This window comes from Ruegeria sp. CDSC051 (assembly GCF_059610665.1).
On sequence record NZ_JBXWOC010000001.1, the window covers coordinates 176,953 to 200,102 of the forward strand.

Here is a 23,150-nt window from a genome sequence, read left to right on the forward strand (position 1 = left end):
TCTGACCGCAGTTCCGGTACGTGAAGAGACGAGTAGCCCCGATGAATTCCGACAATATCCCAAAATTGGACGCGCGCAGCTCTGGCTGGCGTACAATCCGGAAAGTTGCGCCTTATCTCTGGCCCGAGGATGAACCCTGGGTTAAGCGCCGCGTTCTGATTGCTATGGGCATGTTGGTTCTGGCCAAGTTGATCGCGGTCTACACCCCGATTTTGTACAAAGGCGCGGTTGATAGCCTGGCGGGCGAGGGCGTTCCCCCCGTAGCGCTGGGTGCTGTTGGGTTGACGGTGGCATATGGTGTTGCGCGCATGATGACTGTTGGTTTGCAGCAGTTGCGGGATGCGGCCTTTGCTCCTGTCGGGCAGCGAGCATTGCGCGCACTGGCATTGGAGACTTTCCAGCATATCCACCAGTTGTCGATGCGCTATCACGTGACGCGGCGCACGGGCGGTCTGAGCCGTATTATTGAGCGCGGCGTAAAGGGGGTCGAATTCCTCTTGCGTTTCCTGCTGTTTTCCATCGGACCTTTGATCCTTGAACTGCTGCTTGTTGCGATCATTCTGATGTGGTTGTTTGATGTCTGGTATCTGGTGGTCGTCGCGGCAACGATCGCACTGTATATCTGGTTCACATTTGCTGTGACCGAGTGGCGCGTGAAACTGCGCCGCGAGATGAATGATCAGGATACCGAGGCGAACCAGCGCGCCATCGACAGCCTGCTGAATTTTGAAACCGTCAAGTATTTCAATGCTGAAACGCGTGAAGCTGAACGGTATGATGTGTCAATGAAAGCCTATGCGGGGGCGGCTCTCAAGACGGCGTATTCTCTGGCGTTTCTAAATTTCGGGCAGTCCTTTCTGATCACCTGCGGATTGATCGGTGTGATGGTCTTGGCAGCCATCGGGGTGCAGGCTGGGACGCTGACCGTGGGCGATTTCGTCATGGTCAACGCCTATATGATCCAGATTACCGTACCGCTGAATTTTTTGGGTACGGTGTATCGGGAAATCCGCCAATCTCTGGTCGATATGGGCCAGATGTTTGACCTGTTGGAACAACCCGCCGAAGTGGTCGACAAGACCAATGCACCGGATCTGGATGTAACAGGGGGTGAGGTTACCTTGCATGATGTACAATTCGGATATGATGCTGAGCGGGAAATTCTCAAAGGTGTTTCCCTAACCATTCCTGCGGGCCAAACCGTAGCGATTGTGGGTGCGACGGGGTCGGGTAAATCCACCATAGGTCGGTTGCTGTTCCGGTTCTACGATGTCACCGGGGGCGCGCTGAAAATTGATGGGCAGGATGTGCGCGATGTCACGCAGACCAGCCTGCACGCGGCAATCGGAGTGGTGCCACAGGATACCGTGCTGTTTAACGATACCATTCGCTATAACATTGCCTATGGACGCGACGGGGCCACGCAGGAAGATGTCGAAGCCGCCGCCCGGGCTGCCCAGATCCACGATTTCATAGTCACGTTGCCCGAAGGCTATGACACCACAGTCGGTGAGCGCGGGCTAAAGCTGTCGGGTGGGGAAAAGCAGCGGGTCGGTATTGCCAGAACGCTGCTGAAAAACCCGCCGATCCTTTTGCTGGACGAGGCGACATCGGCGCTGGACACAGATACCGAACAAGACATCAAGGATGCTTTGGCCCATGCGGGCGAGGGGCGTACGGTTCTGACGATTGCCCATCGCCTGAGCACAATCGCCGAGGCAGACAGTATTGTAGTGCTAGAGCGTGGCAAAATCCTGGAGCAAGGCACGCATGATGAGTTGCTGAAACGTGAGGGGCGTTATGCCCAGCTTTGGAATCGCCAGCAATCGGATATGCAGGCGGCCTGATAGGCGGCCCAAACTATGTTACACTACAGATCACTCATCTGAGGTTTTGTTATGCATAGATATTTCCGCAAGTTCATTGTGCCAGCCATAGCGGCAGTTGCCACACTTACACCGGTCTATGCGCTTGGAGACCCCATCATCGGAATTTGGAAGACCGAGCCGGACCGGAAGAACCTCGTCTCTGACATCAAAATTACAGCCTGCGGTGACAAGTTCTGTGGTCAGATTTTATCTGCATATGACGCCAGCGGAAAAGCAGTACAGACGCCGAATATCGGAAAGAAACTGTTCTGGGATGTCGGCAGCCAAGGCGGTGGTAAATATGGCGGGGGTGAATTCTGGGTGCCGTTAGTGGATGTTGATGCAGTTCCGCAAATGACGCTGAAGGGTGACACTCTGATGGTCAAAGGGTGTGAACATCACATTTGTGCGCATCAAACCTGGACGCGCGAGTAAAACAGGGCTGGATTGCCCAACCCTGTTGCTCTTTATTCGGCTGCTTTCAGCGGTGAACCGGTCGGTTCTTTCCCGGAACTGTCAGCGCTCGGATCGTCGGTACGCAGCTCATCATCCCAGACCATTTCGGTTGCCTGAGCATTCATCGCGGCTTTACCGATGGCCATATCCAGCGCCACCTGGCTGGATTTTCCTGCTGTAGCGCGGGCCAAAATCTTACCCAACCAGATGGCATAGGTTGTCACCCAGACGCGCATAGCCAAAAGCGAAGGCGTCACGATCAGCGTCAGTACCGTCGCGATACCAAGGCCAAAGACAACTGCGGTTGCCAGCTGTTTCCACCACAGCGCTGTGGGGCTGTTGATCGAATACCCGCCATTGATAAAGTCCAGCGACAGCCCGAACATCATCGGGGTAAGGCCAGCCATCGTGGTGAGTGTGGTCAACAGAACCGGACGAATGCGTGCCTCGGCGGTGCGTATGATCGCCTCGATCCTTGGCATGTACTGGCTATATTCCTGATAGGTGTCGATCAGAACAATGTTGTTGTTCACCACGATCCCCGCCAGAGCCACAATACCCGTTCCTGTCATGATGATCGAGAAGGGCTGTTGCATCACCATCATACCGATCAGAACACCTGTTGTGGACAGTACCACTGCCAGCAGAACCAAGATCGAATTGTAGAACGAGTTGAACTGCGCGAGCAGAATAACGAACATCAGCCCCAACGCGCCCATAAAGGCATTCACAAGAAACGCCCCGGATTCGGCCTGATCCTCCTGATCACCTGTCCATGTCCAGCTGACGGAACTGCCAAAAGGATCGGTTTCCAGCCATTCCGTCAACACAACAATCCGTTCGTTCGGGTTAATCAGACTGGTGCGCGCGTCACCGGATTCGATCAGCGTGCGCAAATCATCGGTGCTTTCTGCCTCGGTCAGCATGATCAGTTCGAACTGAGTCCCATCGGGAAATGCCAATGCGGTAGCTGTGGGGCTTTCATCCTCTGCGAGTTCACGCACCACTGCCAATCTTTGATCGGCCCCATCCGGGCCTGTGACCACAACATTGCTCAGGCCGGGCTCAACATCCGCCTTCACGTCAAAATAACGTTCCTGATCGACACGGTTGATTTCGGCCAGTTTGGCGACTGGTTTGCGCGAGACAAAGTTGGACAGTGGCACCAAACCATCGACCGTGCGGACCTTGAGCGTGTCAAGTGTTGACAAGACACGATCCTGATCAGGCAGGCGAACACGGATTTCGATTTCATCATCCACGTTGTCCGGGCGCATTTCGCCCAGCAAAAGGCCACGCGTAACAAGCTGTACCATCGCACCGACGGTGGCTACGTCTGCGCCAAATCGGCCTGCTTTGGCGACATCAACGTCAATCTGCCAGTCGATGCCGGGCAAGGGCAGCGTGTCCTCGATCTTGATAAGGCCCGGGGTGGCGTCGAATACCTCACGCGCGGCCAGGGTGGCTGATGTCAGCTCTTGCCAGCCATCCGCCTTGATCCGCAGATGGACAGGTTTGGAAGAGCCTGGCCCTTGCTCAAGCGGCAAGGTCTCAACGATGATCCCCGGTAGTTGCGCAAGCTCCCTGTTCAACTCTTCCAGAACATAATCGCCGTCATAGTCTGGCGCCACTGTGTGCCGGTCTAACAATCCTCCGAAAATCGGTTCCGAGACGTTCGGTCTGTCTTCCCAAGGGATGATTTCGAACTGAACCTGACCAACGGTATCCGCCGGGGATTGGCCACCGGGTCCACCGGTGTCCAGACCACCTTCACCAGCGAATGCAAAGACGTTGATAACAGCCGGGTGCGCACTGATAATCTCTTCTGCGGCGAGTACCATCTGGTCCTTTTCGGCCAAAGAGATATTGCCGCGCGCACGGACATAGGCCGTGGCCTGTTCTGGTTCGCTTTCAACGAAGAATTCAACTCCGCGGTTGTTTTCCCCAAAGGCCGTCATGACCAGATACACGGCGAAGCCAATCACAAGGATTGAGACAAGCGGCATGACCGGGTTGCCCACAAGGAACTTCACCACATGCCCAAAACGTGTGTGTTCGCGGCTGGTCTGCACATGCTCAACCGGGGCACGTTCGATTTTTGCCGCGCTCAGGGTGACCGACCCGGCAAACGCACCAAGCATGAATAGGATCATACCAAGAACCGAACTGCCTGAATCGACCAGGTAATTCGGGTTCAGTGTCTGCATCGCCCCCAGGAAGATCAGGTATAACGACGGGGGAACCATCGCTGCCCGAATCCACCAGGCTGTTCGCGCCCTCAGCCAGTTCGACGACCGGTCAAACACGCGGCTCAGGCGGCCGGAAACGCCGCCCATCACGGGCAGGTAGATCAGTGCAACGATTAACGACGCCGACAGAACAAATATCAGCGTAACTGGCAGCATCCCCATGAATTCGCCCGGAACGCCGGGCCAAAAGAGCATAGGCAAGAAGGCGCATAATGTGGTAGCTGTCGAGGATACGATCGGCCAGAACATCCGTTGTGCGGCTTCGACATAGGCATGCATGGGACCCACGCCCTCGTTGATCCGCTTGTCGGCATATTCAACCACCACGATGGCCCCGTCGACCAGCATTCCGACCGCAAGAATCAAACCGAACATGACGATGTTCGAAATGCTGACCCCCATCACCGCAAGGAATGCAAAGCACAGCAGGAATGAGGTTGGAATCGCAAAACCCACCAGCAGGGCGGCACGGGTGCCAAGCGAGGCCAGAATGACAATCATAACCAGCGCAATAGCGGTAAGAACCGAACCCTCAAGCTGGCTGACCATCGACCCTACGATCCGGCTCTGGTCGTTCGAGGTGCCCAGTTTGATCGCCGCCTGCATCTCGGCTGGCCATTTGGATTGGGCCGCTGCGATAGAGGCTTTGACCTCGTCGACCGTGTCGATCAGGTTATAGCCTTTGCGTTTGACGACCTGCAGTGCCACGGTGGCCTCGCCGTTGAAGCGGGCGGTGCCTTCGCGATCTTCGAAAGTATAGTTGATTTGCGCCAGCTCGCCCATGGTCACGACGCGGTCGCCATTGACCTTGACGGGTAGGTCATACACGTCCTGGGCGGTCTTGAAAGACGAAGGGATCTTGACCGAGAAAGTGCCTTGATCGGTTTCCACCTCACCAGCGGCGATCAACTGGTTGTTGTTCTGAACAACATTGATCAGCTCGGCGGCGGTAACGTTATACGCTTCCAGCCGCAGCGGGTCGATGATCACCTCTAGCAATTCGTCTCGATTGCCGGCTATCCCAGCCTCAAGCACGGAATCCAATGCTTCCAGATCATCCTGCAAATCTTTGGCGACACGGGCCATTGTTCTTTCAGGAACAGCCCCGGTCAGATTGACAATCACAATCGGGAATTCAGAAAAGTTGATCTCGGTCAGGGTATATTGCTCAGCCCCTTCAGGAAAATCGGCCTGGGCGCTGTTCATGGCGTCGCGGACATCGGCCATGATCGCCGTCTTGTCCCATCCAAAATCGAATTCCAGCGCGACACCGGCATAGCCTTCGGCAGCCGTCGACGTCATTTCTTTGAGACCGTCCAGATCAGCCAGCTCGGTTTCCATCGGCTTGACCAGCAGGTTTTCCGAGTCTTCGGCGGAAATGCCGGGGAACTGAACCGAGACGAAAAGCGCAGGGATTTCGATATCCGGCTCACCTTCTTTCGGCAGGCCAACATAGGCGTATCCACCTACGATCAAGGAAATCGCGATAAATGCCAGAACCATTCGGGCTCGGCCAGCGGCCCAGCTTACTATTCCGGTCATTGCACTGCATCCCGATAAGTTGGCTCAACCATCACGCCGCGAGTCACGAATTCTTGCCCGACAATGATGATGTCCGCCGTTTCCGGCAACCCGTCGACCCAGACACCTTCGGAGGTGTCGCGCAACAAAGTGACCGGCAGGAAATCCACAATGTTCCCATTTCCAACGGTCCGTACACCAACTTTTCCATCGTTATTCAGCGTCAGTGCGGACTGAGGCAACAGATGTGCCTTGGTCCCTTCAGCCGAGATTCGGATGTCCGCAGTCTGACCGTCCCGAATTGTCAGGTCGGGGTTAGGAACGGTAATCTCGACCTCAAAGGTCCGGGTGGTCTCATCGGCCGACCGGCTAAGGAAGGTGACCCGCCCAGAGACCTGAAGCCCCGAGATCAGCTGGGCCGAAGCCTCGGACCCTACGATGATCCGGTTCACATCTGCCTCGGGAACAAACCCGACCAACTTGATTGGGTCCAACTGGATCACAGTCGCACACAGCGACCCTGGTTGCATAAGGCTTCCAAGCTCAGCTGTGTCACTTTCTAAAAGACCCTTGAATGGAGCTTCGATCGTCTGGCGTTCGATTTCACGTTCGGCGGCCTCGACTTCGGCTGATGCCGCTTCGATACCGGCGCGTGTTGCTTCCAGCCCGGCTTCGGCGCTTTTGATACCAGCCTGGGCTGTACTCATTTCTGCCTCGCTGGAAATCCTGCGGGTTTCCGACCCAAAACCGGTCTCTGATAGCTTTCGTGCGGCTTTCAAGTTGATTTCGGCTTCGGCCACGCGCGCATGTGCTTCCAGCAGACGCGCTTCGGCTTCGGGCACCCGGCTTTTGGCTTCAAGCTTGGCGGCTGCTGCTTCGGCCAGGCTTGCCGGACGGGTGCCTGGATCCAGCTCACATAACAAATCACCGGCTTCGACAAAACTGCCCTTGCGCTTGGGTTCTGATACGACAGTTGACGTCGTTTCGGCCAGAACTTCGACCTCGCGGTTTGCTCTGGTTTGTCCACGCAGGGTCACTGCACTGTCTACTTCGCGGGCGACAGAGCGCTGTGCAACTACACGGATTACGTGCCGATCCTCTGCGGGAATTTCAGAAGATTCTGCCTCGGACGTAGTGCCCGGGTTTGAATCATCGCGGCCGGCGAATGCTAATAATGCATCCCTTTCGAATACCAAATAGAATAAGGCAACAATCACCAAAAAGGCGTTTACGAATGAAATCAAACGCATACAGGGTCTCTCCCAGAATTCTTTGCCGACTGTCCCTCGGCGCGCATGCTTAGAAATGGGGGCGGGGCCTCATCTTTTCCACACTAAACTGAATAGTTCGGTTCACTTTTTTCTGCAAGGGTATCCGCAGGTGGGGGAATTGTATGAAATCGGACCCTTGGCTTGGCAATGGCAGCGGGGTATGACATTGCCCAATATCACAGAACACAAGCCCGGGGAGCAGGGATGAGCGACGTCGACAGTTTCATTGATGAGGTGACCGAAGAGGTGCGCCGCGACCGTCTGTTCTTGCTTTTGCGCCGTTGGGGTTGGGTTGGCGTAGTGGCGGTTGTTCTGATCGTTGGTGGTGCCGCGTTCAACGAACTGCGCAAGGCGCGCGCAACCAGTCAGGCACAGGATCTGGGAGATGCGATTCTGGCCGCTATGGCACAGAATGAGTCCGCCGATCGTGCCGATGATCTTGCCTTGGTACCTGCACCAACACCCGGTGGAGATGCGATTGTAAAGATGCTGCTTTCTGCCTCGCAGACCGAAATCGAGTCGGGGCAGGGCGCTGTTGAGAGTCTGAACGCCATTGCGGTTCAGGGTGATCTGCCTGAAATTTACCGGGCCATCGCGACCTTCAAGGCTTTGCTGCTGCAAAGCGAGACAATGCCGGTAGCAGACCGGCGTCAGCAATTCGAAGCGCTGGCCGTGCCGGGAGCCCCATTGCGGTTGCTGGCAGAGGAGCAACTGGCACTGATCGAAGTGTCCGAAGGTCAAGTCGATGCCGCCATTTCCCGTTTGCAGGCAATGCGGCAGGACGCTGAAATCGGCGTAGATCTGCAGCAACGTGCAACACAGTTGATTGTTGCGCTGGGTGGTGAACCGGAACCGCTGGTCGCACGGCAAAGCTGAACCGGTAGAAAATAAATGACAGGCAAGTTCGGAGTATCATGGTGATTAGTCTCTTCCCCCGTATTGGGTTGCCGGTCGCGGTTGTTTACCTGACATTGCTGGCGGCTTGTCAGGAGCCCGAGGTCATCCTGCCCGGAGCTCGTGAGGACATCCGACCCACATCCGACAATGAAACGGTTGAGACCCAGGGGGCAAAGCCAATCAGCCTTCCTGCCCAGACGGCCAATGCCAACTGGTCACAAAGCCCGGGAACCGCTGCGTATCGGACGACAAATGCCTCTTTGCGCAATACGCCGCAGAAACTGTGGTCAACGTCGATCGGTGATGGAGATTCGCGCAAGCAGCGCATCACGGCCGAACCGGTCGTTGCAGGTGGTTTGGTCTACACGCTGGATTCCGGAGCGACCGTTTCAGCGGTCTCACCGCAGGGGCAGGTTGCCTGGAGTACAGATCTAATCCCTGGCACCGACGGGGATTCAGATGCAACTGGCGGTGGATTGGCCTATGCCAATGGCGTTCTTTATGTGTCTTCTGGTTTTGGTCGCCTGACCGCTCTGGATGGCAAAACCGGTGCCATTCGTTGGCAAAAGCGCCTGAATGCTACGGGCAGCGGCTCACCTCTGATCAATGATGGCCTGCTGTATCTTGTCGCCGGAGATGAAATCGGATGGACGATTGATACAAAAGATGGGCGCATCCTCTGGCAGGTTCAGGGCACCCCAAGCGTTGGCAATGTGTTGGGCGCGCCTGCGCCGGTGATTGCCTCGGATTTCTCGGTGTTTGCATTTGGCTCGGGCGATATAGCTGCAACGTTCCGCAGAGGTGGTATTCGCCGCTGGAACGCGTCGGTTGCTGGTGGGCGTCGAGGGCGCGCCGCAGCGCAGATCGTTGACGTAACAGGCGGCCCGATGGTGGTCGGCGATACCATCTATATCGGCAACCATTCAGGCCGCACCGTGGCATTCGATTCCACTTCGGGTGAGCGGAGATGGACCGCGGATGAAGGCGCCGTTGATACGGTTTGGCCGGCTGGAAACAGCATCTTCCTGATTAGTGATCGCAGTCAGTTGGTGCGTCTGGATGCCTCGGATGGCTCGATTGTGTGGGCGCAGGACTTGCCTGGATTCGTCAAGGACAAGCCTGGTCGGCGTGGCGCAATCTATGCGCATTACGGGCCGATCATGGCTGGTGGGCGTATCGTTGTTGCATCGAACGATGGTTATCTAAGGTTCTATAACCCGCTCGACGGCACGCTGGTTCACCGCGTCGAGGTTCCCGGCGGTGCCACTACGGCGCCAGTTGTTGCCGGGCAAACCTTGTACGTCGTTTCGACCAAAGGTGAACTGCACGCTTTCCGTTGACGACAAGATGCGCTAAAGGGCGCGTCTGAGTCTTGAAAGTTGAGTAACATGTCCCTGACCCTCGCTATCGTGGGGCGCCCCAATGTGGGCAAATCCACTTTGTTCAACCGCCTCGTCGGCAAACGACTGGCATTGGTCGACGACCAGCCCGGTGTTACGCGCGATTTGCGCGAAGGCGAAGCGCGTCTGGGCGATCTGCGCTTTACCGTTATTGATACGGCGGGTCTTGAGGATGCGACAGACGACAGCCTTGAAGGCCGGATGCGACGCCTGACCGAGCGCGCCGTGGACATGGCTGATGTGTGCCTGTTCATGATCGACGCGCGTGTGGGGTTGACGCCCACAGATGAGATGTTTGCCGAGATTCTGCGCAAACGATCGAAACACGTGATCCTTGCGGCCAACAAAGCCGAAGGTTCGGCGGCTGATGCCGGTGTGCTCGAAGCTTATAATCTGGGTCTGGGCGAGCCGGTCCGCCTGTCGGGTGAACATGGCGAGGGGATGACCGATCTTTACGCACATCTGATGCCTCTGGCGGATGCTGCTGCGGAAAAAGCGATCGAAGAAGCGCCCGTAACTGATATCGAGCTTGATGAAGACGGCGAAGCCGTAACCCCGTTGATCACCGACGCCAAGCCGTTGCAAGTTGCCGTTGTTGGTCGCCCGAATGCCGGAAAATCCACCCTGATCAACAAGATCGTTGGCGAAGATCGCTTGTTGACCGGACCCGAGGCCGGGATCACACGCGATGCAATCAGCCTGCGGATCGACTGGGCCGACCCCGAGGGTGAAAGCACGCCGATGCGGATCTTCGATACGGCGGGGATGCGCAAAAAAGCCAAGGTACAGGAAAAACTTGAGAAGCTTTCTGTATCGGATGGTTTGCGTGCAGTAAAATTTGCCGAGGTTGTGGTGGTGTTGCTGGATGCGGCGATTCCGTTTGAACAGCAGGATCTGCGCATCGCGGATCTGGCCGAACGCGAGGGCCGAGCCGTCGTTGTCGCCATTAACAAATGGGATATCGAAGAGGACAAGCAGGAAAAACTGCGAGATCTGAAAGAATCTTTCGAACGTCTTCTGCCGCAGTTGCGCGGCGCGCCACTGGTCACGGTTTCGGCCAAAACAGGGCGGGGGCTTGAGCGCCTGCGAGCTGCTATTCTACGCGCCCATGATATCTGGAACCGCCGTGTGCCGACTGCTGCTTTGAACCGTTGGTTGATCGCAATGCTGGAACAGCACCCGCCGCCAGCGCCGCAGGGTCGCCGGATCAAGCTGCGGTATATGACTCAGGCCAAAACCCGCCCCCCTGGATTCGTGGTTATGTGTTCGCACCCCGACAAGATGCCTGAAAGCTATAACCGTTATCTGGTCAACGGCCTGCGTGAGAGTTTCGATATGCCCGGGACCCCCATCCGACTGACCTTGCGCGGACAGGGAGACAAGAACCCTTATAAGGGACGGCGTAAGAAAAACGCAGGTGCCTTGGCCAAACATTTGAAGGGACGCGCGTAACTGCGCCAATCTGTTGCATTTTTCATCTCGGGGCGTGACAGCTCTTTGATGGCGCGCTAGCATTCGCTGGCGCGCTTTTGTTTCCAAGCGTGTTGCTTGTTTGCGGGAAGACCGCACCCATTTTTAGAATCACATTGCAACGGGCCATTGTGGGGAGCCGACGGAATGGATTTGAGAGAATACACACGTCAATACGCGGTTCAGGACAATGGATTGGCCGCGATCAGCTACTTTGGGACTTTCGCGGTCTATTTCTCATCGTTGGCATTAGCCATCATCTATGTGGACCGCTGGTACGTCATGATGCCTGCCGGGGTGGTTTTCGCGTTTTCCGCTGTTCGCCTTTACGTGCTGCAGCACGATTGCGGGCATCATTCGCTATTTGAAACGCGTGCACAGAATGAATGGGCAGGGCATGGGCTTTCCCCGTTCACTTTCGCTCCATTCGAAGTGATGAAGCAAAACCACAACCTGCATCATTCCGGCATCGGCAATCTGGAACATCGTGAGACCGGCGAAATTCATACCATGACCGTGAGGGAATGGAATGCGGCGAACTGGTGGTCGCGGCTGTATTATCGCCTATACCGCAACCCGTTTGTGCTGGTACCGGTCGGAGCACTGTTTACTTATTTCATTCGCTACCGCTGGCCCAAGAATACGATGCGGTTCGGCGTCAAAGGCGTGCTGCTGCACAACCTGTCGATCCTGATTTTCCTGGGCCTGCTGTATCTGATCGCCGGTGCGACCGGTATTTTGGTTTGGGTGGCCTTTTCCTTCCTTGGCGGGATGTTGGGAGTTTTCCTAGTCTATCTTCAGCATAATTTCGAAGACACATACTGGGACCGTCGCCCAGATCTGGATCCGAAATTGGCTGCGCTGCAGGGGTCGTCGGCGCTGGATTTCGGCTGGTGGTTTGATAATGCGGTGGCCTGCATCACATTGCACGACATACACCACTTCAACGCGCGCATCCCGTCTTACCGGCTGCGGGAATGCCACTATAACCTGCCGTCCGAGTATACGCCGCGTCGGATCAAATTCCCCGAGGCGGTAGCGGCTTTGAATCTGAAACTGTGGGATGAGGACACTAAACGGCTTGTGCCTTTCCCGCCCAAAGATCAATCCCGGGGGCTGGCCCGTAGCAGCTAGCCGGTATTCCGGCCCGATGTGAGAAGGAAAGGAACTCTGATGACCGCAGTGACCGATGTAAAGGGTGTAGGCGAGGCGCTTGGGCAAGCGTTGATTGCCAATGGCTTCAAGACCGCAGAAGACCTTGCGAGCGCGAAACCCGCAGAGCTCGTCAAAGTTCCCCGCATTGGTGTGGCACGGGCACCGGTTCTTATAGCGGCGGCGAAAGCAGCTGTTTCAGCCAAAACCACGACTGCGCGCGCGGCAACCAAGCGCCCAGCTGCTCGTAAGGGCGTTATTGCTGCCGCCCGCAAGCGGGCTGAGGAATCCGCCCAGAAGGCTGCTGAAGAGAAAGCCGCTGCTGAAGCCAAAGCGCGAAAAAAGGCCAAGGCAAAAGCCAAGGCTGAGAAAGCTGCCAAAAAACTGCTGGAAATGGAGGCCGCATTCTCAAAGGCAAAGGACAAGGTGAAAGCCAAAGCCAAAAAGGATAAAAAGTCCAAAAAGGACGACAAGAAAAAAGATCAAAAGAAACAGGACGCCAAAGAGAAAGTCGGCAAGAAGAAGAGTAAGAAAAAAGATAAGAAAAAGGCGAAGAAGTAGACCTCCTCCGCCTTTTGATTTTCTCAGGACCGGCGCAGTTGGTTAGCGCCGGTTTTCTTATGCCAGTGTGCCGTCCCGCTGTAAGGTCAGTTTACCGCCAAGATAGGGGGCCAGAACCTTGGGCAAGGTCACGGTACCATCGGCGTTCTGACCATTTTCCAGCACGGCGATCAGGCAACGACCGACAGCTAGACCGGAGCCGTTCAGTGTATGGACGTATTCCGGTTTGCCACCCGCTTCGGGGCGGAACCGCGCGTTCATGCGGCGGGCCTGAAAATCACCACAAGTCGAGACCGAACTGATCTCGCGATAGGTATCCTGTCCGGGCAACCACGCCTCGATGTCATAGGTACGGCGCGCGCCAAAGCCCATGTCGCCCGTACACAGGATCACGGTGCGATAGGGGATGCCCAGCTTTTCCAGAATACCCTCGGCACAGCGCAGCATGCGTTTTTGTTCGTCGTCCGATTTGTCCGGATGGGTGACCGAGACCATCTCGACCTTTTCGAACTGGTGCTGGCGCAGCATCCCACGGGTGTCTCTGCCAGCGCTGCCAGCCTCGGACCGGAAGCACAGGGAATGCGCGGTATAGCGGCGAGGCAGATAGCTTTCTTCGATCAGCGTTTCATTGACGATATTGGTCAGCGACACTTCGGAGGTTGGGATCAGCCACCAGCCTTCACGGGTCTGATAGCTGTCCTCGCCAAACTTCGGCAGTTGCCCGGTGCCCTGCATCATTTCGGACAGAACCAGAACCGGGCCGTTGACCTCGGTCAGTTCGTTTTCGTTGATATGTGTGTCCAGCATGAACTGTGCCAATGCGCGGTGAATGCGGGCTACGCCACCGGACAGCAGCACAAAACGCGAGCCGGACAGTTTCGCGGCGGTCTCAAAATCCATACCGGTCTGGACGGCTTCGATCTCAAAATGCTCTTTGGGCGCAAAATCCAGTGTGGGCGGAGTGCCCCAGCGGTTGACTTCGACATTGTCGTTTTCATCCGCGCCTTCGGGCACATCTTCGGCGGGCAGGTTGGCGATGCGGATCAGTTGATCGGTCAGAAGGGCGTCCAGATCCTTGGCCTCGGTCTGCATCTGGGCAATCTCGGCCTTTTTCTCGGCGACCAGCGCGCGCAAGCGCTCGAACTCGACCTCATCGCCACGCCCCTTGGCCGCGCCCACCTCTTTAGAGGCTTTGTTCTGCTCGGCCTGAGCGGTTTCGGCGGCCAGAATCTTGGCACGGCGGCTTTCGTCCAGGCGCAACAGGTCCGACGACACCGGCGCGTCCCCACGGCGCGCAAGGGCGGCGTCGAAAGCGGCTGGGTTTTCGCGTATGGCGCGGATGTCGTGCATGGTTCAGGTCCTTAAATGCGTGAATCACTGAACCTGCTTATGCACCATATGAAAGGCAGGGTGTAGCACCGGTTAAGACTTATCCGTTCCCTCGTGTGCTTCATGTGCCAGATGGCCATCCCAGCCTTCAGTGGGGATTTTCGGCTCGGGTGGATCGGCGATGTAAGACGGGGTCATAATCTGCACATTGTTCTCATTGAACACAGCCACAATATTGCGATGCAGGTCTGACCGAATTTTCGGGATGATGCTGCCCCGCGTAGTATAGCCGTTGATCTGATAATTGATCGCATAGTCGGCCAGAGCGGTCCACAAAACGAATGGTTCTGGCTTTGCCTTGATTGCCTTTGTCCGGCGCGCGGCTTCGATCAGCATCGCTTCGACCTTCTCCGTAGGCTCCTCATAGCCGATACCAACAGTCGTATGCAGCAACAGCCCGCTACCATCTGTTTTCTTTGAAAAGTTGATCACATCCGAATTCATCAACTGCGCATTTGGGATCGAGATCAACTCGTTCTTGATCGACTTCAGGTGGGTCTCCATCAGCTTGATCCGTACAACGTCGCCGATGTGGTCGCCGATCTGGATGCGATCGCCGATCGAGGTTGAGCGGCGGTAGATCACAAACAGCCCAGCCAGCATGTTGGAGACCACCGAATTCGCGCCAAGCGATAGCATCGCACCCACCAGAATAGTCAGCCCCTGAAACGCTGCGGAATCCGAGCCTGGGATATAGGGTACTGCAAACACCAATGCGATCAGGATGACCAAAACGCGGGCAATGTTGAATGTCGGGTTTACCCAATGGCTTTCAAAATCGCCCAGTTCGAATGTGCCGGCCTCGACCGCGTCAAAGAACACGCGCATCCCTTTGATGATATACATCGCCAACCAGGCGATCAGCGCCAGCATGATAAGGTTGGGGATATAGCTGACCACTCCTTTGAAGATCAGCAGAACCGGTTCGGTCAGATAGGTCAGCAACAGCTGAGCGAAATACCGGGTTTCGGCAAAGGAAAGCAGAACAAAAGACAGGTAGTAGTAAAAGCCCAGAAAGAAGACGACCAGCAATATGAAGTTCAGACCGTAACTGACGAGGGCTGCAATGGCTTCGGCTTGAACGCTTTTGGCTGTTGCCGTTTCCACGTCCTTCAGATGGCGCGATACGAATTTCAGCGTACGCCGTCTGATGCGCCGGTGCAGCCACAGAATAAAGGCGATGAATACGGCAAACCCCAGCGTCCAGCCCAAAGCCTCAAGCGCGCCGGATACACGCGCCTGTTCGGTTCGGTTTGCGCGGTAAGCGACAATCGCATCATGGATGGCCGAGCCATGGAGATAAGTGATGACGTCCAGCTCCATCTGGTCCATTTCGGCATCGGCGACGGTGACCGTCGATACCGGCACGCCATCAACCAGAATACGCGTGCCCAGTTCCGTATCCTCATAAGTGATAGTAACTTCGGGATTTTCCGAGGACAGGGCCACTTGAATAATGTTGTTCTGAACGGTCTCGGCCCGTTCGGGCGCGGGCAGGGCGCTGGATCCGCGCAGGAAAAACAGGCTTTCGCCGTCGATGATGACCGGCGCTTTGAAATTCTCTGATTGTTCAGAGGTTTCAGGCGTTTCGATTGGCGCATCCTGTGCTAGCGCCATCGCTGTGCTGAACATAATCCAGACAAGCGTGAACCAGATGCGCGAAAGCGTGCCAAGCGTTTGGATTAATTGAATCATCGGTCCTCCTGCCGGCCAACTATATCCCAGCCGAGCCCGGATCAAAGGACCGATCTGCGACCCCGGTGTATTTCTTTGATCATTATGAGACAATCATTGTAAAAACCTGTGCTGCCATTCCTTGCAAACAGGTGGTTCAGAGAATAGGTTCTCGCAAAATTTGCGGAGCATTTTCGCAGTACCAAACCAAAAGGAATATCCCATGGAAGGTGGCGCAATCGCCCAGTTTCTCCCGCTGATCCTGATTTTTGCGATCATGTATTTCCTGCTGATCCGTCCACAGCAGAAGAAAATGAAGGAACATCAAGCCATGGTCGAGGCCGTGCGCCGGGGCGATCAGGTCGTTACCCAGGGTGGGCTGATTGGTAAAGTGGCCAAGGTCAAAGAAGGCGACAACGAGATCGAAGTCGAAATCGCCGAGGGAGTCAAAGTCCGCGTGGTTAAATCGACCATTTCGCAGGTTCTGAACAAGACTGAGCCGGCGAAGTAACTTCGCGATATAATCCCTTGAAAAGGCAGGGTAATGCTGCAAATTGATACCTGGAAGCGGGTTCTGATCTGGCTGGTCTGCGTGACTGGCTTGCTGATGGCCCTGCCGAATGCGTTTTATACGCGCGTTGAACAATCCAATGACGCCAAGGCGGCGATTGAGCTTGGCGTCGACACTCCTGAAATGCAGGCCGAGGCGGCGCAATGGCCGAACTGGCTGCCGTCTTCGCTGGTCAATCTAGGGCTGGATCTGCGTGGAGGCGCGCATCTTTTGGCCGAAGTTCGGGTGGGTGACGTCTACGAATCCCGCATGGATGCGATGTGGCCGGAAATCCGGGATGCGCTGCGGGATGAACGTGCCACTGTGGGCACCATCCGTCGCCAGGACTCGGCGCCTGCTGAGATTCGCCTTCGCATCAGTCAGCCCGAGGGCATGTCCCGCGCGCTGGAGGTTGTCCGCGGTCTGGCCCGTCAGGTGCAGACCCTCAGCGGTGTAGGGGCCACGGATATCGAGGCTCGCGCCGAAGGTGATACGATCATTGTGCAACTTTCTGAGGCCGAGAAGCTGGCCTCAGACGACCGCACCGTGCGTCAATCGCTGGAAATCATTCGCCGCCGGATTGACGAGGTGGGCACCCGCGAGCCGACCATCCAAAGGCAAGGCACCGACCGTATCCTGATCCAGGTGCCAGGTATCGGCAGCGCAGGAGAGTTGAAAGAGATCATCGGCACGACCGCGCAACTGACCTTTAACCCCGTCGTTGGGCGCGGAACCGACCCCGATGCGGTAGCGGGCGTTGGCGAAGAGGTGGTGCCGTCGATTGACGAAAATGGCGTCTATTACACGTTGGATGCCGCGCCTGTTGTAACGGGCGAGGAACTGGTCGATGCGCAGCCCGCGTTTGACCAGAATGGCCGCCCGGCGGTGAGTTTCCGCTTTAACACCTCAGGCGCGCGCAAATTTGGTGATTACACGCTGGAAAACATCGGGGCACCCTTTGCCATCGTACTGGATGACGAAGTGATCTCAGCCCCGGTGATCCAAAGTCATATCCCCGGTGGGTCTGGTATCATCACCGGTAATTTCACCGTTGAGGAAAGTACAAATCTGGCTGTCCTGTTGCGCGCAGGGGCACTGCCCGCCGGGCTGGAGTTTCTGGAAGAAAGAACCATCGGTCCCGAGCTGGGCCAGGACAGTATCGACGCGGGTAAGGTGGCAACCATCGTGGCCTTTGTCGCGGTGCTGACATTCATGGCGCTCAGCTATGGCCTGTTTGGTATCTTCGCCAATATTGCGCTGATCATCAACGTTGGCCTGTTGTTCGGTCTGCTTTCCCTGATTGGGGCGACGTTGACCCTGCCTGGGATCGCGGGGATCGTTCTGACGGTAGGTATGGCGGTGGATGCCAACGTACTGATCTTCGAGCGTATCCGAGAGGAACTGAAATCTGCCAAAGGTCCTGCCCGCGCGATTGAGCTGGGTTATGAAAAAGCGCTGTCGGCCATTCTGGACGCCAACGTGACCACCTTCATTACCGCTGTAATCCTGTTTGCTATGGGCAGCGGGCCAGTGCGCGGGTTCGCAATCACTTTGGGTCTGGGTATTCTGACCTCGGTCTTCACCGCGATCTTCGTGACGCGCCTGATGATCGTGATTTGGTTCGAACGCCGCCGTCCGAAAACGATCGAGGTTTGACATGAGACTGAAACTCGTACCCCAGAATACCTCGTTCGATTTCTTCAGTCGTTGGAAGATCTGGCTGGGTATCTCGGCCTTGATGATGATTGTCGCGTTTACGTCCTTCATGCTGCAGGGCCTGAACTTCGGCATTGATTTCCGTGGAGGGACCACCATTCGGACCCAAAGCGCGCAGGAAATCGATGTCGGCACATATCGTGACGCTATTGCGCCGCTTGGACTTGGCGACGTGACGATCACCGAGATTTTCGATCCGAGCTTCGGGCCAGATCAACATGTCGCGATGATCCGCATTCAGGCGCAGGATGATGCTGAGGCTGTCAATGCGGCCACGATTAAACAAATTGGTGAAGCTCTTGCCGCAGCGGACCCTGGGTTGAAACTGCCCTTCGAAAGCGTCGAATCTGTTGGACCCAAAGTCTCGGGAGAGCTTATCCAGACCGCCGTGATCGCGGTGGTGCTCGCCATTGGGGCGGTGCTTGTCTACATCTGGCTGCGGTTTGAATGGCAGTTTGCGCTGGGGGCTGTCGCTGCGCTGGTGCATGACGTCATCCTGACTATCGGCATCTTTTCCGAACTGCAGATCCGCTTTGATTTGGCGATCATCGCTGCGCTGCTGACCATCGTGGGCTATTCGTTGAATGATACGGTGGTCGTGTTCGACCGGGTGCGCGAGAACTTGCGGAAGTACAAGAAGAAGGACCTGAAAGAGGTTCTGAACCTTTCGATCAACGAAACGCTCAGCCGGACAGTCATGACCTCTGTCACCACCTTGCTGGCGTTGATTTCGCTCTATGTTCTGGGCGGGGATGTGATCCGCGGGTTTGTCTTTGCTATGATCTGGGGTGTGATCGTAGGTACCTATTCGTCCGTCTTTGTGGCATCAACCATCCTGCTGTGGCTGGGCGTCAAGCGCGACTGGTCCAAGCCATCAAACACTTCTGGCAACCAGTTTGCCAACATCGATGCCTGAGTATTTTGGCCAGTCCCCCACAGGGCTGGCCATCATAGTATTTGCTGCCTTTCTTGGCGGTGTAGTGCGCGGCTTTTCCGGATTTGGAACCGCCCTGATTTTCCTGCCTATCGCAACCCCATTCCTTGATCCTTTCAAGGCGCTGACCTGCCTGACAATCATGGATATTCTGGGCCCGCTGCCCAACCTTCGCCGGGCCTGGCGCGAGGTCGACAGGGGTGATCTGGTCCGTCTGGTGGGAGGGTGCGCACTCGCTCTGCCATTGGGGCTGTGGTTGCTGACCACGGTCGATCCACATGTATTTCGCTATACCGTTAGCCTGTTGGCGTTTCTTATGCTGGCTATTCTGGTGTTCGGTCTGCGCTATCACGGTCATGTCAGCCGCAAAATGGTTTTGGGAATAGGAGGCGCTGGTGGGTTTTTGGGCGGTGTCGCGGGCCTGCCGGGACCGGCCGTTATCTTGTTCTATATGTCTCGACCTCTGCCCGTGGCCGTGATCCGTGCGACGATCCTGTTATACCTGTTCGCCTTTGATTTTCTGCTGCTCGGGTACCTGACTGGCATGGACCGTATCACGCTGCCTGCTGTGATATTGGGTCTGGCTCTGGCGGTCCCCAATCTGGCTGGTAATTGGCTGGGTGGTTGGATGTTCCGGCCCGAGCGGGAAAAGCTGTATCGTGCCGCAGCGTATCTGGCGATAGCGCTTGCAGCCTTGTCGGGCTTACCGCTTTGGGGCTAGATGCCTCCTATGCGTATGAATGAAATCTCTTATGACAATGCGGCCCCTGTTGACGGATATGGTCCTGGGTTTTTCCGCATCGGTGGTCAGGTCTATGACGGGTCGGTGCTGACCGGCCCGGCAGGATCAGCGAAATGGGGCGGGTACGACGACAGGGATGGTCTGTTGAAATTGGCGGGTCAGGTCGATGTGCTGTTTATCGGAACCGGCGCTGAGCTGGCCCATATTCCTTCTGATCTGCGCGCCGCCTTGGAAGATTCGGGGATCGGGGTTGAGATCATGAACTCTCCGTCCGCGTGCCGCACATACAATATCCTGTTATCCGAAGGGCGCCGTATTGCGCTGGCGCTGCTACCGGTCTGATCGGATTCTTTTCCTCTGGCCTTGCGCTAAGATGCCACCCAAATACGTTGCTGTGGGTATGCTGCGGCAAATCCCGCCTTTTGCCTCTGACGGCAATAGGATAAGCGGGATTCATGACATTGACCGTGACCGACCTGTCGATCGCCCGAGGGGGCGTTCCTGTGCTGGAAAATCTCAGCTTTTCGCTGGAGCCCGGAAAGGCGCTTATCCTGCGCGGGCCGAACGGGATCGGTAAAACAACGCTGCTGCGAACGCTGGCAGGCCTGCAGCCTCCGCTTGAGGGGCAGATCGACGGGGCTGAGGACCGGATCGCCTATGCCTCACATTCCGACGGACTCAAGCCGACTCTGACCGTGGTGGAAAACCTGTCGTTCTGGGCGCAGGTCTTCGGCAGTCACAGCATTCAACCGGCCCTGGACGCGTTTGCTTTGACTGAGCTGTCGGATCGCCATGCAGGCAATCTGTCGGCAGGCCAGAAACGTCGATTGGGGTTGGCGCGGATGTTGGTCACCGAACGACCGATCTGGATGTTGGATGAACCCACTGTGTCGCTGGATAAGAATGCAGTGCAGATGTTTGCTGACGCGGTGCGCGCGCATCTGGGGCAGGGTGGGTCTGCCCTGATTGCCACCCATATCGACCTTGGTCTTGACGGAGAGGTCCTGGATGTGGGGCCCTACAAGGCTAAACCGAAACCTGTCGATGATCTCGACGGAGGTTTCCTGTGATCGCCCTGCTTTTACGTGATTTGAGACTGGCCTTCCGTGCGGGCGGAGGGTTTGGCCTTGGCCTGGCGTTTTTTCTTATCGTCACCGTGCTGGTGCCTTTTTCAGTTGGCCCGCAATCCGCGTTGTTGTCCACGATTGCACCTGGCGTGCTATGGCTGGGGGCACTTTTGGCCTGCCTTCTGTCACTTGACCGGCTACTTGCGCTGGATTGGGAGGACGGCTCGCTCGACCTATTGGCGACGGCGCCCCTGCCGTTAGAAGCGGTCGTAACGATCAAGTCTTTGGCGCATTGGCTGACTACGGGCTTGCCACTGGTTCTGGCCGCGCCCTTCCTGGGCGTTCTGCTTAATCTGCCTTTGCCCGGCTTTTTCTGGCTTGTCGCCTCACTTTTGATTGGCACGCCCGCGATGAGCGTCATCGGAACCTTTGGCGCCGCTCTTACGGTCGGCTTGAAACGCGGCGGATTGCTGCTGTCGCTTCTTGTGCTGCCTCTTTATGTACCGACATTGATCTTCGGGGCCGAGGTCGCGCGCCGCGGCGCAACCGGAATGGAAACGCAGACACCCTTGTTGATGCTGGCTGGGATCACTGCGGCGACGATTGCCCTGTTACCTTTTGCCAGCGCCGCCGTGTTGCGCATTAACCTACGGTGACACAGTGTAACTTTGACGGATGTCAATTGAGAATGAACCCGACTCGGACTAGATAAGGCCCATGTCTATCGCAGCCAAAGCCAATACCCTCTGGGAATATGCCAATCCGCGCAAGTTTCTTGCCACCAGTGAACGGGTGATGCCGTTCTTCTGGGGCGCGGCTTTGGTTTGCATCGTCATTGGTCTGGTGTGGGGATTTTTCTTCACACCCGATGATTACAAGCAGGGATCGACCGTCAAGATCATTTACCTGCATGTGCCCGCCGCGCTGATGGCGATTAACTGCTGGCTTATGATGCTGGCGACCTCTCTGGTTTGGCTTGTTCGCCGTCATCATGTCAGTGCGCTGGCTGCGCGCGCGGCCGCACCTGTGGGCATCGTGATGACATTGATTGCGTTGGCAACCGGGGCGATTTGGGGGCAGCCCATGTGGGGCACCTGGTGGGCCTGGGATCCACGTCTGACCTCATTCCTGATCCTGTTCCTCTTCTATTTGGGCTATGTCGCCTTGTGGGAGGCGATCGAAGACCCTGATACGGCTGCCGATCTGACCTCGATCCTGTGTCTGGTGGGGTCGGTCTTTGCTATCCTCAGCCGTTATGCGGTGAATTTCTGGAATCAGGGGCTGCATCAGGGCGCTTCTGTCCTGCGGGCTGGTGCCGTGACCGGAGCTGATACCGAAGAGAAGGTCAGCAATATCTATTTCTATCCTCTGCTGCTCTGCATTATCGGGTTCGTGTTGTTGTTCATCGCCTTGGTACTTTACCGCACGGGTACTGAAATTCGCACGCGTCGGACCAAGACTCTGCTGGCGCGGGAAAGGGCAAACGGATGATCCCTGATCTTGGAAAATATGCCGATACGGTGCTCTGGTCCTATGTGGTTTCCATCGGGCTTTTGCTGGCGCTGGTTCTGGTCAGCGTGATGCGGGGCCGCAAGAGCCAGGCTGAATTGGAAAAAGTTGAACAGAGGATAAAGCGCAATGGCTAAGATCTCGCCCCTGATGATTGCGCCTCCGTTGATATTTGGTGCCTTTGCTGTACTTGCCGGTATTGGCATGTTCCGTGATGATCCAAACGCTTTGCCCTCGGCCCGTGAGGGCCAAACCGCGCCACCGGTTGTATTAACAGATTTTGCAGGCAAGCCACAATTTGACGATGCAACGTTGCGCGATGGACAGATCAAGCTTGTGAATTATTGGGCCAGTTGGTGCGCGCCCTGCCGGGTAGAACACCCGAACCTGCAGGCCCTGTCGGATGAAGGCATTCCTGTCTACGGTATCAATTATAAGGACAAGCTGGAAAATGCCGAGGCATTCCTGAACGAACTTGGTGATCCCTATACGGGTATCGGCCGGGATGAACAGGGACGCATGGCGCTGGACTGGGGCGTTTACGGCGTACCGGAAACCTATGTGGTCGACGGCGACGGAACCATTATCCTGCGCTTTGCTGGGCCGATTACCCAGCGCGTCATCGAAGGAACTATTCGGCCCGCTTTGGAAAAGGCTAAGGCCGATTAACGCGGCAGGGTGAGGGAAGAAACACCAGTCTTCTGAATGATCTGGTCACACTCAT

21 protein-coding genes are annotated in these 23,150 nt (G+C 56.4%); 17 read left to right on the plus strand and 4 right to left on the minus strand.

The window, feature by feature from the left end; translation table 11 throughout:
• Positions 1-41 precede the first annotated feature (41 nt).
• Both AC2FH0_RS00865 and AC2FH0_RS00870 read left to right on the plus strand, forming a co-directional pair.
• Positions 42-1,847, plus strand: coding sequence for an ABCB family ABC transporter ATP-binding protein/permease (locus tag AC2FH0_RS00865; protein ID WP_496688505.1), 1,806 nt, complete (start codon positions 42-44; stop codon positions 1,845-1,847).
• Between the two features lie 51 nt (positions 1,848-1,898).
• Complete coding sequence (locus AC2FH0_RS00870) at positions 1,899-2,303, plus strand: DUF2147 domain-containing protein (RefSeq protein ID WP_496708582.1); 405 nt, start codon at positions 1,899-1,901, stop codon at positions 2,301-2,303.
• Between the two features lie 32 nt (positions 2,304-2,335).
• Here AC2FH0_RS00870 and AC2FH0_RS00875 read toward each other — a convergent pair whose 3' ends face one another.
• Both AC2FH0_RS00875 and AC2FH0_RS00880 read right to left on the minus strand, forming a co-directional pair.
• Positions 2,336-6,115, minus strand: a complete 3,780-nt coding sequence (locus AC2FH0_RS00875; RefSeq protein ID WP_496788308.1) for an efflux RND transporter permease subunit — start codon at positions 6,113-6,115, stop codon at positions 2,336-2,338.
• Positions 6,112-7,344, minus strand: coding sequence for an efflux RND transporter periplasmic adaptor subunit (locus AC2FH0_RS00880; RefSeq protein ID WP_271947728.1), 1,233 nt, complete (start codon positions 7,342-7,344; stop codon positions 6,112-6,114). The genes AC2FH0_RS00875 and AC2FH0_RS00880 overlap by 4 nt, the downstream gene beginning before the upstream one ends.
• A 225-nt stretch (positions 7,345-7,569) precedes the next feature.
• On the opposite strand from AC2FH0_RS00880, the gene AC2FH0_RS00885 reads away from it, so the two are divergent.
• The 5 genes from AC2FH0_RS00885 to AC2FH0_RS00905 all read left to right on the plus strand — a co-directional run bounded on the left by AC2FH0_RS00885 (position 7,570) and on the right by AC2FH0_RS00905 (position 12,845).
• Positions 7,570-8,241 carry a hypothetical protein gene (locus AC2FH0_RS00885; RefSeq protein ID WP_142633066.1) on the plus strand — a complete coding sequence of 224 codons (672 nt, stop codon included), beginning with the start codon at positions 7,570-7,572 and terminating at the stop codon, positions 8,239-8,241.
• 38 nt (positions 8,242-8,279) lie between these two features.
• Positions 8,280-9,602 (plus strand): PQQ-like beta-propeller repeat protein, encoded by a 1,323-nt coding sequence (locus AC2FH0_RS00890; protein WP_496788310.1) that lies wholly within the window; start codon positions 8,280-8,282, stop codon positions 9,600-9,602.
• Positions 9,603-9,650: 48 nt separating this feature from the next.
• Positions 9,651-11,114 carry a ribosome biogenesis GTPase Der gene (gene der, locus AC2FH0_RS00895; RefSeq protein WP_142633070.1) on the plus strand — a complete coding sequence of 488 codons (1,464 nt, stop codon included), beginning with the start codon at positions 9,651-9,653 and terminating at the stop codon, positions 11,112-11,114.
• Positions 11,115-11,279: 165 nt separating this feature from the next.
• Entirely contained in the window at positions 11,280-12,266 is a 987-nt protein-coding gene (locus AC2FH0_RS00900) for a fatty acid desaturase (RefSeq protein ID WP_496788311.1), read from the plus strand.
• Between the two features lie 39 nt (positions 12,267-12,305).
• The gene (locus AC2FH0_RS00905) at positions 12,306-12,845 is read left to right on the plus strand and encodes a helix-hairpin-helix domain-containing protein (RefSeq protein WP_496708576.1); all 540 of its coding nucleotides are present in this window, start codon (positions 12,306-12,308) and stop codon (positions 12,843-12,845) included.
• Between the two features lie 57 nt (positions 12,846-12,902).
• Here AC2FH0_RS00905 and serS read toward each other — a convergent pair whose 3' ends face one another.
• Complete coding sequence (gene serS, locus AC2FH0_RS00910; RefSeq protein WP_496692364.1) at positions 12,903-14,195, minus strand: serine--tRNA ligase; 1,293 nt, start codon at positions 14,193-14,195, stop codon at positions 12,903-12,905.
• A 72-nt stretch (positions 14,196-14,267) separates the two neighbouring features.
• Positions 14,268-15,929, minus strand: a complete 1,662-nt coding sequence (locus AC2FH0_RS00915; RefSeq protein WP_496692363.1) for a mechanosensitive ion channel family protein — start codon at positions 15,927-15,929, stop codon at positions 14,268-14,270.
• 202 nt (positions 15,930-16,131) lie between these two features.
• On the opposite strand from AC2FH0_RS00915, the gene yajC reads away from it, so the two are divergent.
• From yajC to AC2FH0_RS00965, 10 genes are all read left to right on the plus strand, one after another.
• Complete coding sequence (gene yajC, locus AC2FH0_RS00920) at positions 16,132-16,419, plus strand: preprotein translocase subunit YajC (RefSeq protein WP_142633080.1); 288 nt, start codon at positions 16,132-16,134, stop codon at positions 16,417-16,419.
• Positions 16,420-16,452: 33 nt separating this feature from the next.
• Positions 16,453-18,114 carry a protein translocase subunit SecD gene (secD, locus tag AC2FH0_RS00925; protein WP_142633082.1) on the plus strand — a complete coding sequence of 554 codons (1,662 nt, stop codon included), beginning with the start codon at positions 16,453-16,455 and terminating at the stop codon, positions 18,112-18,114.
• Position 18,115: 1 nt separating this feature from the next.
• Positions 18,116-19,090: a protein translocase subunit SecF gene (secF, locus tag AC2FH0_RS00930; protein ID WP_496676195.1), complete on the plus strand. Its 975-nt coding sequence runs from the start codon at positions 18,116-18,118 to the stop codon at positions 19,088-19,090.
• Entirely contained in the window at positions 19,083-19,829 is a 747-nt protein-coding gene (locus tag AC2FH0_RS00935; RefSeq protein ID WP_496676192.1) for a sulfite exporter TauE/SafE family protein, read from the plus strand. Before secF ends, AC2FH0_RS00935 begins: the two co-directional genes overlap by 8 nt.
• A 9-nt stretch (positions 19,830-19,838) precedes the next feature.
• Positions 19,839-20,192, plus strand: coding sequence for an Mth938-like domain-containing protein (locus AC2FH0_RS00940; RefSeq protein ID WP_142635082.1), 354 nt, complete (start codon positions 19,839-19,841; stop codon positions 20,190-20,192).
• A 113-nt stretch (positions 20,193-20,305) separates the two neighbouring features.
• A complete protein-coding gene (gene ccmA, locus AC2FH0_RS00945) occupies positions 20,306-20,920 on the plus strand; it encodes a heme ABC exporter ATP-binding protein CcmA (protein ID WP_142633088.1) in 615 nt (204 codons plus the stop codon).
• Positions 20,917-21,573 carry a heme exporter protein CcmB gene (ccmB, locus tag AC2FH0_RS00950; RefSeq protein ID WP_496705895.1) on the plus strand — a complete coding sequence of 219 codons (657 nt, stop codon included), beginning with the start codon at positions 20,917-20,919 and terminating at the stop codon, positions 21,571-21,573. The genes ccmA and ccmB overlap by 4 nt, the downstream gene beginning before the upstream one ends.
• 61 nt (positions 21,574-21,634) lie before the next feature.
• Complete coding sequence (locus AC2FH0_RS00955; protein WP_496788312.1) at positions 21,635-22,408, plus strand: heme ABC transporter permease; 774 nt, start codon at positions 21,635-21,637, stop codon at positions 22,406-22,408.
• The gene (gene ccmD, locus AC2FH0_RS00960; RefSeq protein ID WP_185956600.1) at positions 22,405-22,563 is read left to right on the plus strand and encodes a heme exporter protein CcmD; all 159 of its coding nucleotides are present in this window, start codon (positions 22,405-22,407) and stop codon (positions 22,561-22,563) included. Before AC2FH0_RS00955 ends, ccmD begins: the two co-directional genes overlap by 4 nt.
• Complete coding sequence (locus AC2FH0_RS00965) at positions 22,556-23,095, plus strand: DsbE family thiol:disulfide interchange protein (protein ID WP_142633094.1); 540 nt, start codon at positions 22,556-22,558, stop codon at positions 23,093-23,095. Before ccmD ends, AC2FH0_RS00965 begins: the two co-directional genes overlap by 8 nt.
• The last annotated feature ends 55 nt before the right edge of the window (positions 23,096-23,150 follow it).

What these genes read in the sequence shown, in the direction of transcription:
- AC2FH0_RS00890 (WP_496788310.1), top strand. Translation starts at nt 8,280, where the DNA reads ATGGTGATTAGTCTCTTCCCCCGTATTGGGTTGCCGGTCGCGGTTGTT.
- AC2FH0_RS00935 (WP_496676192.1), top strand. Translation starts at nt 19,083, where the DNA reads ATGCCTGAGTATTTTGGCCAGTCCCCCACAGGGCTGGCCATCATAGTA.
- der (WP_142633070.1), top strand. Translation starts at nt 9,651, where the DNA reads ATGTCCCTGACCCTCGCTATCGTGGGGCGCCCCAATGTGGGCAAATCC.
- AC2FH0_RS00955 (WP_496788312.1), top strand. Translation starts at nt 21,635, where the DNA reads ATGTCTATCGCAGCCAAAGCCAATACCCTCTGGGAATATGCCAATCCG.
- AC2FH0_RS00865 (WP_496688505.1), top strand. Translation starts at nt 42, where the DNA reads ATGAATTCCGACAATATCCCAAAATTGGACGCGCGCAGCTCTGGCTGG.
- AC2FH0_RS00965 (WP_142633094.1), top strand. Translation starts at nt 22,556, where the DNA reads ATGGCTAAGATCTCGCCCCTGATGATTGCGCCTCCGTTGATATTTGGT.
- ccmA (WP_142633088.1), top strand. Translation starts at nt 20,306, where the DNA reads ATGACATTGACCGTGACCGACCTGTCGATCGCCCGAGGGGGCGTTCCT.
- AC2FH0_RS00880 (WP_271947728.1), bottom strand. Translation starts at nt 7,344, where the DNA reads ATGCGTTTGATTTCATTCGTAAACGCCTTTTTGGTGATTGTTGCCTTA.
- AC2FH0_RS00870 (WP_496708582.1), top strand. Translation starts at nt 1,899, where the DNA reads ATGCATAGATATTTCCGCAAGTTCATTGTGCCAGCCATAGCGGCAGTT.
- secF (WP_496676195.1), top strand. Translation starts at nt 18,116, where the DNA reads ATGAGACTGAAACTCGTACCCCAGAATACCTCGTTCGATTTCTTCAGT.
- yajC (WP_142633080.1), top strand. Translation starts at nt 16,132, where the DNA reads ATGGAAGGTGGCGCAATCGCCCAGTTTCTCCCGCTGATCCTGATTTTT.
- serS (WP_496692364.1), bottom strand. Translation starts at nt 14,195, where the DNA reads ATGCACGACATCCGCGCCATACGCGAAAACCCAGCCGCTTTCGACGCC.
- secD (WP_142633082.1), top strand. Translation starts at nt 16,453, where the DNA reads ATGCTGCAAATTGATACCTGGAAGCGGGTTCTGATCTGGCTGGTCTGC.
- AC2FH0_RS00915 (WP_496692363.1), bottom strand. Translation starts at nt 15,929, where the DNA reads ATGATTCAATTAATCCAAACGCTTGGCACGCTTTCGCGCATCTGGTTC.
- ccmD (WP_185956600.1), top strand. Translation starts at nt 22,405, where the DNA reads ATGATCCCTGATCTTGGAAAATATGCCGATACGGTGCTCTGGTCCTAT.
- AC2FH0_RS00940 (WP_142635082.1), top strand. Translation starts at nt 19,839, where the DNA reads ATGCGTATGAATGAAATCTCTTATGACAATGCGGCCCCTGTTGACGGA.
- AC2FH0_RS00900 (WP_496788311.1), top strand. Translation starts at nt 11,280, where the DNA reads ATGGATTTGAGAGAATACACACGTCAATACGCGGTTCAGGACAATGGA.
- AC2FH0_RS00875 (WP_496788308.1), bottom strand. Translation starts at nt 6,115, where the DNA reads ATGACCGGAATAGTAAGCTGGGCCGCTGGCCGAGCCCGAATGGTTCTG.
- AC2FH0_RS00905 (WP_496708576.1), top strand. Translation starts at nt 12,306, where the DNA reads ATGACCGCAGTGACCGATGTAAAGGGTGTAGGCGAGGCGCTTGGGCAA.
- AC2FH0_RS00885 (WP_142633066.1), top strand. Translation starts at nt 7,570, where the DNA reads ATGAGCGACGTCGACAGTTTCATTGATGAGGTGACCGAAGAGGTGCGC.